The sequence below is a fragment of the Anaerorhabdus sp. genome (genome assembly GCF_036657415.1).
Lineage (GTDB): Bacteria > Bacillota_I > Bacilli_A > Erysipelotrichales > Erysipelotrichaceae > Anaerorhabdus.
In genome coordinates this window covers 1-10,671 of the sequence record NZ_JAVXGL010000067.1, presented here as the reverse complement: position 1 = coordinate 10,671, position 10,671 = coordinate 1, and the positions used below count along the sequence as shown (strand labels likewise).

The window sequence follows — 10,671 nt, the reverse complement described above, 5'->3', positions numbered from 1 at the left end:
CATCGACAGTCATTCCAACCCCTAAAACTAGAGCTGCAATACCTGGAAGTGTAAATACCGCTCCCATTGCACTATAAATTGCAAATACTGCGAAAATATACACAGTTAACATAATACTAGCTATGATTCCTGGCAAACGGTAAATTAGAATCATGAAAGCAAATACTAAAGTAATACCAACAATTCCCGCAAAACTTGTTGACGCAAGTGCACCTAATCCATAATCAGCACTTACAACATTACTAGAAATTTCAGTCATTTTTACTGGTAATGAACCTGAACTGATTAAATCTGCAAGTTCTCTTGCCTCAGCTTCAGTAAAGTTACCAGAAATGATTGCATCACTGTCTAAACGTTGATTAACAGATGCTGCACTTATATATTTTGGTTCTCCACCATTTTGTGATTTAATTACTTCTTCTTTATAAGAATCACCATCAGCATAGTCTAACCAAGTAACAATTAAATTATTTCCTGATCCCATGCCTGCAACTTTTTCAGTTAAATCCCCAAATTTTGTAGTATCAGCGATTTTTAGTGAAACAACTGGCTTACCATCTTGATAACCTAGTGTAGCACCACCATCTTGAATAATTGATGCATCTGCAAGTAGTTCATCATTTACATCTCTAAAAGTAAGGTTAGCTGTTGCTGAAATCATACGACGTGCTTGGTCTTGATTTTCAACACCTGCAAGTTGTACACGAATACGGTTGTCACCTTCAATAATAATTTGTGGTTCACTTACCCCTAAAACATTGACACGTTTGCTTACACTGTTGGCAACCGCTGACATATCTGGTAATGTACCACCCTCTTCTAAAGGACTTACTTCATATAGAATTTCAAATCCACCTTGTAAATCTAAACCAAGGGTAAGATTTTTTGAAATTCCCTTTGAAAATCCCAAAATGACGGCAGCAATTACTGCAATTGTCACAAAAAATACGACCAAACGTTTTGTCTTTGTATTTTTATTCATTGTGTTCTCCTCCTATTAGATCACTAAAATCCATTAAGTTCTTGTTATATCCATCAATAATAGCCAGTTTTGATAACGCCTGAACTATTTTATCCGCCGTTAAAGATAATATATCATTTACTGCATCATGTAAAGTCCTTGGAGCCTTATGCGCCCATTTAAAACGATATAAAACATCTTCCAAGTTTTCATAAGTTAAGCCTGGCAGAGATTCGCGCTGAAGTTGTTGTAATTTTAATACCATAGAAAGTTCAATTTGAGAATTATGAATATCAAATTTTTCCATACAACACCTCCTCACGATGATTTAATTATAAAATAATTTGAAAAAAAACGATAGCCTTTCAGCTATCAATTCAACCCTAAACTCAGCTAAAGAACAGCAATTATAAATCCAACTACTGCACAAATAGTAGCTAAAATCCAAAATGATTTAACAACTTGTGTTTCTTTCATGCCTGATAAGACAAAACTATAATGAATCGGCGTATACTTAAACACTTTTTTACCAGTGAGTTTTACTGATGTAATTTGAATGATAACACATAGTGTCTCCCATACAAAGACTCCGCCAATAAATAAAAGTGCCACTTCTTGTTTAAGAACCATTGCAACGGCTGCCAAAGCACCACCTAAAGCTAATGAACCAGCATCGCCCATAAATATCTTTGCAGGATGAATATTGTAGCGTAGATACCCAACCAGAGCACCCATCAAACTACAAATAAATACCACGATTGATACATTTCTGTCTTGAATTGCAAACAGTAGGAAAGGAATAAAAGCAATGAAACTGCAACCAGCAGCCAACCCATCCATCCCATCTGTAAGATTTACTGCATTACTTCCACCCACAAACATGAAGAAAATCAAGATTCCATACAATCCACCTAAAGGTAGAATGAAATTTACAATAGGAATGCGGATATCTAACGAAGTATGGCTTTGGTAAATAAAGAAGAAAATAACTGCCAATACTACTTGTAGAAGAAACTTATCACGAGCAAGTAATCCTTGATTATCTTGTTTAATTACAATGATATAGTCATCGAGAAAGCCAATTGCACCATATCCTACAAAAGCTAATAAGATGATTGCGATATCTAAGTCGAAAATTGCATCTGGTTTAAAGATAAACGTAACAATTACTGGCACAAGGACAAAAAGTACACCACCCATTGTTGGTGTTTTCGCTTTTTGTTGATATTCCTCTAAGCTATATTCACTTACTGTTTGATTAAAACTAATTTTTTTTAGAAATTTTATATAATGAGGCATCAAGAAAAGTACCGCAATCACACTTACTAAAAATGCACTTAAGCCAGCTAGCACCATTTCTGCTCCCCCTTTTTTTCACGCTTACCTATTATAGCAACATCACTATTGAAGTTCAACTTCAATTTCTGTATCTTTGGTTACAAATGCATCTACTGGGACATTTTGATACATTACAGTCCCACCACCACTAATTTTAAATCCAAAGTCCGTAATTTCCCACAGTGCTGTCACTTCTTTTCGTGTCCAACCTGTTAAATCAGGCATATAGAAACCACCTGTATCTGTCAGTAAGAACACTTTTTGACCTGTTGATACTGAAGAACCCGCTTTAGGAAACTGATCAATAATCGTATTACTAGAGCCTAAAAGATAAGTTGATGTACCAAATTCTCCTATCTTATCCATCGCATACTCATAAGAGTGATTAACTAGATTAGGCATTTCATAAGTTTTGATTTCTTGCTTAACTGGTTCTCCTTCACCAGGAGCATCTACAGTTTCAGTAGTCGCTTGATTAATATTGGTTACATTCGTTAACATCGCAACTTTTCTAAGCAACGTTTTGATTGGTTCTGTCTTATAGTGTGCATTACGGTCATATCCTGCTTCAAAAGCGTAATAAACCATATATTTAGGATCATCCGCTGGCATTGCCATCATAACTGATGCAATGGTCTTTCCAGAAGCATATGATCCGTTAACTAATACTTGCGTTGTTCCAGTTTTTCCAGCAATTTCTATTTCAGGTATCATATAATGCTTCCCTGTTCCTTGTGGATCATAAACTACACGCTTAAGTATACTTCTTAATTCCGCAGCAGTAGATTCTTTAATGGGTTGACCAACAACTGTAGTCTCAGCTTGATATATTACCTTTTGTGAATCATAGGCATCACGAATAGATTCTACAAAATAAGGTTTAACCATTTGTCCATCCCCAAATATTGCGGAATATGCTTGTAATAATTGTAATGTAGTTACAGTTGATCCTTGTCCATAACTCATCGTGATTTTTTCTGATGGCCATTTATAATGCTTAATCCCTATTTCTTCTCGTAAATTATCAGTTTCAACTGGTTGGAAGAAATGAAATTTATCTAAGTATTCTTCATAGATATCTGGATTAATGACTTCCGTGAGCAAATCAGCCGTCACTGAGTTTGAAGATAAAATTAATCCATAGTCATATCCTACCATACCCCAGTTCTTATAACTTGCATTGGTAATACAACCTAATCCTCCTGATTGTACACGATACGGATTTAAACCATCTGCTTTATAACAATATGGTCCTGAATATACTTCTTTTGTTCCATCATAATTTCCTGTATCAATTGCCGCTGCCCACACAAATGATTTCATTGTTGATCCTGGTTCATAAGGAAGTTGAGCACCAAAGTTATTGTAATCTTGAATATCTAATTTATTAGGATCAAAAGAAGGTGCTTGTCCCCAAGCCAATACCTTACCAGTATCTACTTCCATTACCGCTCCCCACACACGATCGGCATTGAATAAATCCATCGTTTGAACAAAAGCTTGTTCAAGTGCTTCTTGTATACCTTTATCTAAAGTAAGTGTGACATTGTTTCCATTAATTGCACTTTCTTCTGTTATTTTCATTCCTGGTAATACAAAACCATGTTTATCTGCTTGATAACTCTTATATCCATTTGTCCCTGATAATTCTTCATCAAGAATTATTTCTAATCCCATCTTACCTACTGTACTTCCCGTCTCATCTGATTGTGCGAATCCAATTAAGTTAGATGCAAATGTTCCTAATGGATAAGAACGTTTGATAGAAGGATAGAACTCAATACCATTTAAACCATAACTTTCGATTTCTTCTTTCTTTTCACGTGAAAGATTTCTACCAATTAAGCCTAATTCAACTTGGTATAAGTTTTTTGTCAATTCATTATAAATAGTATCTTTATCCCCACCCAAAAGCACAGCTAAAACTTCAGCAGTTTTAGAAGGGTCATCAACATAAGGTGTTTGTCCTTTTTTAGCTGGACGATTTTTATCTAAGATACAAACAATATTATATGTATTTACATCTTGAGCAATAATATTGCCATTACGATCATAAATATATCCACGGTTTGCATTTAATATTTTAGTCGTAATATTTGCACTATCTGCATAAGCCTTTAAATCAGTATTACTTACTGCATGCACCTTAACCACAGCTACCAAAAAAACATTAGAGGCGACTAAAATTGACACCACTAATGTCAAGATAAATATGAAAAGAAGCATGCGGTTATGACGCTTCATAACTATTCTCCGTTAGCAACAGTCACGATATTATTTGAATTATTGTCTAACCCTGCATCACTTGCGATTGATTCGATTCTATCACGTGAACTTAGCGTTTGGATATCTACACGATACGCCTCATTTGCCGTTTGAATAGTTGCGATTTCTGTATCAATCTTTTGTTTCTCAACACTCAATGAATTATTGTATGAACGCAAGAACAAACGAGACCCTAGAGAACAAATCGCCGCAAACAAAAACAATACAACTGTAAAATTTTGCAAACGTAATCTTTTAACTTTTTTCTTTTTAACAATCTTTGCCATTTACTCATTTATCCTCTCTAATACTCTTAGTTTTGCACTATGTGAGCGATTATTCATCGCAAGTTCTTCTTCACTTGCAAGAATTGGTTTTTTTGTGATGCAACGATAAGACGCTTTTTCAATTTGATTAGGCAGAATTGGAATTCTCTTATCAATTTGAGGTACTGTTGAAACCTCATTAAATAAATCTTTTACAATACGATCTTCTAATGAATGGAATGTAATAACTGAACATCTTCCATGTATATTTAGTAAATCGATTGCATCTTTTAAGCCTTGTTTAAGTGATTCTAATTCTCCATTCACCTCTAAACGAATTGCTTGAAATGTTTGTTTAGCAGGATGACCTTTTTTATTTAACACTTTCATTGGAAGTGCTTGCTTAATAACATCTACTAACTCAAATGTTGTTTCTATTGGTTTGATTTCTCTATTTCTTTCAATACTGCGTGCGATTTGTTTCGCAAACTTCTCTTCACCATATTGGAATAATATTCTTACTAAATCATGATAGTCATAATGATTTACAACTTCGTATGCAGTGAGTGTTTGACTTTGATCCATACGCATGTCAAGTTTCGCATCATAACGATAACTAAACCCTCTATTTGCATCATCAAATTGTGGAGACGATACTCCCAAATCAAGCATAACGCCATCGACTTTGTTAATACCAAGTTCGTTTAATACTTTTTTCATATTTTTGAAATCATCATGAATGAAAGTTACTTTATCACTATCTTCTTGTAATCTAATTCGTGATTCATCAAGTGCAACTTGATCTTTATCAAAGGCAAATAAATGACCTGTTGATAATGACTTAACGATGAGACTGCTGTGTCCTGCGCGTCCTAAGGTACCATCAACATAAATGCCATCAGGCTTTACATTAAGTCCTTCCACCGTTTCATGAAGTAATACGCTAATGTGTTCCATTATAATAAGAAATCCGTTAGCTGTTCAGCAACATCTTCAAATGCTTCACTATCTTGTTGATAATCTTCCCAGCGAGCATTTGCCCATATTTCTACATGATCTGCAACTCCAACAATGACACATTCTTTTTCAATTGCAGCTTCACTTATTAAATAACTTGGTAATTGAATTCTACCTTGTCCATCACATTCACATTCAGTCGCTTTTGATGTAATACTACGAACATATAAACGTGATTCTTTTTTTGTAGTTGGTAATTTTTGTAACTGTTCAAGTAGAGTAGCCCATTGTTCTTGTGTATAGACTGTTAAACAACCATCTAATCCACGTGTAACGATAAAAAGGTCTCCTAACTCCTCACGGAATTTAGCAGGAATTATAACTCTTTTCTTCGAGTCTAAGTTGTGTCTGTATTCACCTATAAACACATTCAATACCCCACTATCTACCACTTTTAACCACTTACTACCACAATTATATATCAACTAACACTAAAAGCAAATATATTTTGTGCAAAAAGTTAATTTTTTCACTTACTTGAAATTGGTTCAAGTTAAGTAAGAAAAAAAAGAACTCTAGGAGTTCTTCGACGATGAAATAATAATGAATAGTTACACATTTTATACAACTCAATATTCTTTATTCTTAATAACTTAAATTTATCACATTTTTAATATAAATTTTAGAATTTGAATATATTCATTTCTCGCCCAATGAATAAAAAAAATAGTAAAGTTAAACTTTACTATTTATTTCCACAAGCGCACATATGGTGAGGTCTTTTAAGTTCCCCACACGCAGGACACTTAACTAGTGTTGGAGCAGCTAGTTTAAAATGAGTTCTACGCTTATTCTTTCTAGATTTAGAATTTCTTCTTTGTTGTACAGCCATCTTGGCACCTCCTAATCATTTTTAATCTTAAAATCTTTTAGTTTTGCTAATCGAGGGTCTATTTGACTAGCCTTCGACTTTTCATAGTCTTCTTCTTTCATCACACGCCAACCATCCCCTTGAGGATACTCAGCTAGACCTTCCTTAACAACTTTAAGTGGAACTTCTAGGTGAATAAGTTGGAAGACAACAGGAATCAATTCAATGATTTCATTCTTAACAACATGAACATCAATCTCATCAGTATCAACAAATGAGAAGACCTCATGTGAATAGGTTTCAAACGGTACTTCGATTAATTCATTCGCAATCGCACAAGGACATATCATAATACCATCGATTGTTAAATCAAATTCAAAGGTATCTCTTGAGTGTCCAAATGCACCCGTTCCGCTAACATGAACATCTTTAAGGCCTTTTAGGCGGTCATCTTTATCAAAGTTTTGATTATCAAATTGTACGATTTCATCAAATTCAATTTGATTATCTTGAAGATTAAGTAACTCTGCCTTAGTCCATTTCACGTCTATTCTCCCATTTCGTTAACGTGTAAATTATAGAGAAAAACTAGCCTAAAGTCAATCTTTTTAGCCATTCTTCCGCAGACAATTCTTAGAAACCCATTCAAAGATATCTTTAAATACTTCTTCTTGATTATCTTCATTCAAGATTTCATGTCTCATTTCCGGATAAACGAATTGAGAAATATTACTGTAACCTGCCCTTTTCAATCTGTTTATTGAATTCAATAATCCTTTATTACCGCCAGTTACTGGATCATATTCACCAGAAACAAAGAATATTGGAAGCTTTGGATTTGTACATTGCCAACCCTTAATACTGTTCATATCAATCATTAGTCTAAACAAATCTTCATAACCTTTGTTAGTAAACGGAAATCCACATAATGGATCATTGTCATAATTTTCAACATTCTTGGTACTTTTACTTATCCATTCATTTTTGGATACCTTATTTTCAAATTTCTTACCAAAGTTACCTGTTGATAACTTTTCTAATAATGGGTTTCTTGCTTTCTCACCCTCTTTTTTACAATAGTGTTTCGCAAGCATAACTCCACCGCGAGCTGCTATTTGATAAGTTGGTGGTCCACTTAATATTAAACCATCTAGTTCATAGTCGAAGCGTTTTAAATAGGAACGTGCAACTAAAGAGCCCATACTATGCCCTAATAAAATAAATGGAACATTCGGTGGGTATTCACGTTTTACCACATCTGTAATAAAATGTGCATCTTCTATTAATCTCAACCATCCATCTTCCGAATCGAAAAAACCTAAGTCTTCTTTAGCACATGTAGGTCCATGGCCACGATGATCATAAGTAATTACTACAAATCCTTTTTTGCACATATATTGAGCAAATTTCTCATAGCGTTGCCCATATTCACTCATTCCATGAACAACTTGAATGATACCCAAAGCGTAATCTTCAGGGCGATATATGTTATAAGATAATTCTACTTTCACGTTGATTCACCTCGCTTTATTATAATACCATATTTCTTTAGAAGTGTCCGTGATTATGGTAAAATAATGCTGGTGATACTATGAAAGCTACTGGAATTGTTGTGGAATATAATCCATTTCACAATGGACACGAATATCATATACAAAAAACAAAAGAGATTACAAATTGTGATGTTTTAATTGCCGTGATGAGCGGTAATTTTGTGCAACGCGGTGAACCTGCTATTTTAGATAAGTGGAAACGTGCTGAAGTTGCGATAAAACATGGTGTTGATCTTGTTATTGAACTCCCCTACATATATGCCACTCAAAGTGCATCAAATTTTGCTCAAGGATCCATTCGTTGTCTTGAAATCGCACAAGTTTCAGACATCGTTTTTGGAAGTGAAACGAATAATATTGAAGAATTAAAAGAAATGGCAGCTTCTTGTATTCATGTCGATAATCTTAAAGAATCTCTAAGCATTGGCCATAGTTTTCCAAAAGCTTATGGTTTACTCGCAAAAGAAATGGGACCTAATGATATTCTTGGAGTTTCTTATCTAAAAGCTATTATGAATACTAAAATCACAGCCCACACCATACAGAGAACAGTTCATTATCATGATGAAGAAATGCACAATGAAATCGCAAGTGCAACAGCAATACGAAAAGCTATCCACGAAAATAAACCACTTGCAAATACCACCTGTATGAATGAAGAGCTAAGTCAAAATGAATTAGTTCAACTAAAGGATTTCTATCCTTATTTACGTTTACTACTCAACACACTTCCACCAAAAGAATTAGCTTCAATCTTTTTAATTAGTGAAGGCATTGAAAATCATTTGATCAAACAAGCACTTCTTTCTTCAACATATGAAGAATTTATTAATAATGCTGTAACTCGAAGGTACACAACTTCAAGAATTCGTCGTTGTTGTTTACAAATCTTAAATCACATTACAAAAGAGGATGTTAAAAATCTACCACCTTTAGATACTATACGTATTCTTGCCTTTAACGACAAAGGAAGAGAGTATCTTCGTCAACTACAAGAAAATGAAGTAAAGGTAGCTAGTAAGTTTTCACAAATCCCACTAGTTTATCGCAAAATGGAATACAAAACATCCCTACTTTACACAACGTGTATGAGTGAAGAGCAACGTCAATCTCTACTTAAACAAGAGATTGGTTCTCCTTTATATATAAAATAAACACAGGTCTATAGATCTGTGTTTTCTAAATCATGTTTAATTTTTGATGTGGATATTCCTTCAGTTCTTGGCAAATAAACAACTTCACAAATATCTCTTAAATCGTCAAACTTACCTTCCCAATCATCACCCATTACAAGGACATCTGCTTGATACTTCAAAATATCATCTCGCTTTTGTTCCCAAACATATTCAGGAATGACTAAATCGACATAGCGAATGGCTTCTAACATCATTTTTCTTTCTTCATAAGGGTGATATGCTTTCTTTCCCTTAATCTCATTAAACTCATCGGCAGATAGTGCAACAATTAAATAATCGCCTAGTTCTTTTGCACGTTTCAAAAGTCTTATGTGACCCCAATGTAATAAATCAAATGTTCCATAGGTTAAAATTCGTTTCATGATATACCTCACTTCATGTATAATTATTATATCAAATTAAACTTAGTTAGAAAGGATAAAACATGAAAAAAGTCATTGTATGCCTTGTTCTATGTCTCTTGTGTGGATGTAGCACAAAAGAAAAATCTCCTTTAGAAGTGACAGAAACAGTTTTTAATCATTTAAAAACAATGAATTATTATGAAATATCCGACTATACTTTAGATACACCCACGCAAAACAATTGGGATACTTTTTATCAATCAATAAAAGAGAATAAAGTAAAAATGACTTGTTTAAAATATCTTCAAGATTTTGATGTCTCATACATCATCGAGTATGAAAGTAAAGATAATGCTACAATCCTCGTTACAATGAAACTTCATAATCTCGCAGAAACAAGAGAGTTATTTCTCGAATATTTTATCCAGGCATTCGAGTACTATAATGATCCACCAAAGTATCAAGAAGAATTGGGAAAAGCATACACACAAGCATTTGAACGCTCAACTCCTTCGCTTATACTTACATATCGCGTAGCTTTAGTCTCTGTGAATGGAAAGTGGAAAATTGAGCAAATCAATGACTTCTTAAATAACTACGTTAATACAATAATCAATCAAATTAACTTAATCGACTATTACAATTATTAATTATTTAAAAGGATTAATTTACTGCAAATTAATCCTTTTTCAATCACATGATTTTATATTGTAAGTACATCTAAACAATTTTCAACTTTAGACATCATATCATAATCAAGTATGATATCTTTTTTAGTACCTGCATTAATTCAACGGTTGAACAAACGATTACATCGCATAAATAACCACAATAAAACATAAAAAAGCCACTTTATTTGTTATGCCCCCAATTATTAGGAAGTAAAATTTAGTTACAAAATAAGGATGAATTTCTAACTT

General features: G+C 33.7%; 13 protein-coding genes. 2 read left to right on the top strand and 11 right to left on the bottom strand.

The features are described 5' to 3' along the window. The 10 genes from RSB60_RS08980 to RSB60_RS08935 all read right to left on the bottom strand — a co-directional run. A partial coding sequence (locus RSB60_RS08980) for a SecDF P1 head subdomain-containing protein (RefSeq protein ID WP_442879662.1) occupies positions 1–982 on the bottom strand: 982 nt, incomplete at its 3' end. Beyond that, positions 975–1,268, bottom strand: coding sequence for a post-transcriptional regulator (locus RSB60_RS08975; RefSeq protein ID WP_323380704.1), 294 nt, complete (start codon positions 1,266–1,268; stop codon positions 975–977). The genes RSB60_RS08980 and RSB60_RS08975, both read right to left, overlap by 8 nt. An 86-nt stretch (positions 1,269–1,354) precedes the next feature. Then, positions 1,355–2,317, bottom strand: a complete 963-nt coding sequence (gene mraY, locus RSB60_RS08970) for a phospho-N-acetylmuramoyl-pentapeptide-transferase (RefSeq protein WP_323380705.1) — start codon at positions 2,315–2,317, stop codon at positions 1,355–1,357. Positions 2,318–2,362: 45 nt separating this feature from the next. Continuing rightward, positions 2,363–4,543, bottom strand: coding sequence for a penicillin-binding protein (locus tag RSB60_RS08965; protein WP_332615847.1), 2,181 nt, complete (start codon positions 4,541–4,543; stop codon positions 2,363–2,365). Positions 4,544–4,545: 2 nt separating this feature from the next. Beyond that, positions 4,546–4,851, bottom strand: a complete 306-nt coding sequence (locus RSB60_RS08960) for a hypothetical protein (RefSeq protein WP_323380707.1) — start codon at positions 4,849–4,851, stop codon at positions 4,546–4,548. Beyond that, positions 4,852–5,790, bottom strand: coding sequence for a 16S rRNA (cytosine(1402)-N(4))-methyltransferase RsmH (gene rsmH, locus RSB60_RS08955; protein WP_323380814.1), 939 nt, complete (start codon positions 5,788–5,790; stop codon positions 4,852–4,854). Then, on the bottom strand, positions 5,787–6,239 hold the full coding sequence (gene mraZ, locus RSB60_RS08950; protein WP_442878171.1) for a division/cell wall cluster transcriptional repressor MraZ: 453 nt from the start codon (positions 6,237–6,239) through the stop codon (positions 5,787–5,789). The genes rsmH and mraZ overlap by 4 nt, the downstream gene beginning before the upstream one ends. Before the next feature lie 293 nt (positions 6,240–6,532). Then, positions 6,533–6,679 carry a 50S ribosomal protein L32 gene (gene rpmF / locus RSB60_RS08945; protein WP_323380708.1) on the bottom strand — a complete coding sequence of 49 codons (147 nt, stop codon included), beginning with the start codon at positions 6,677–6,679 and terminating at the stop codon, positions 6,533–6,535. An 11-nt stretch (positions 6,680–6,690) separates the two neighbouring features. Next, positions 6,691–7,203 (bottom strand): YceD family protein, encoded by a 513-nt coding sequence (locus tag RSB60_RS08940; protein WP_332615844.1) that lies wholly within the window; start codon positions 7,201–7,203, stop codon positions 6,691–6,693. 63 nt (positions 7,204–7,266) lie between these two features. Further along, entirely contained in the window at positions 7,267–8,169 is a 903-nt protein-coding gene (locus RSB60_RS08935) for an alpha/beta fold hydrolase (RefSeq protein WP_332475943.1), read from the bottom strand. A gap of 80 nt (positions 8,170–8,249) precedes the next feature. Here RSB60_RS08935 and RSB60_RS08930 point away from each other — a divergent pair, with 80 nt between their 5' ends. Further along, positions 8,250–9,365, top strand: a complete 1,116-nt coding sequence (locus tag RSB60_RS08930; protein WP_332615842.1) for a nucleotidyltransferase — start codon at positions 8,250–8,252, stop codon at positions 9,363–9,365. Between the two features lie 8 nt (positions 9,366–9,373). On the opposite strand, the gene tagD is transcribed toward RSB60_RS08930, so the two are convergent. Next, the gene (tagD, locus tag RSB60_RS08925; protein ID WP_323380712.1) at positions 9,374–9,769 is read right to left on the bottom strand and encodes a glycerol-3-phosphate cytidylyltransferase; all 396 of its coding nucleotides are present in this window, start codon (positions 9,767–9,769) and stop codon (positions 9,374–9,376) included. 62 nt (positions 9,770–9,831) lie between these two features. On the opposite strand from tagD, the gene RSB60_RS08920 reads away from it, so the two are divergent. Further along, the gene (locus tag RSB60_RS08920) at positions 9,832–10,401 is read left to right on the top strand and encodes a hypothetical protein (protein WP_332516168.1); all 570 of its coding nucleotides are present in this window, start codon (positions 9,832–9,834) and stop codon (positions 10,399–10,401) included. Positions 10,402–10,671: the final 270 nt, after the last annotated feature.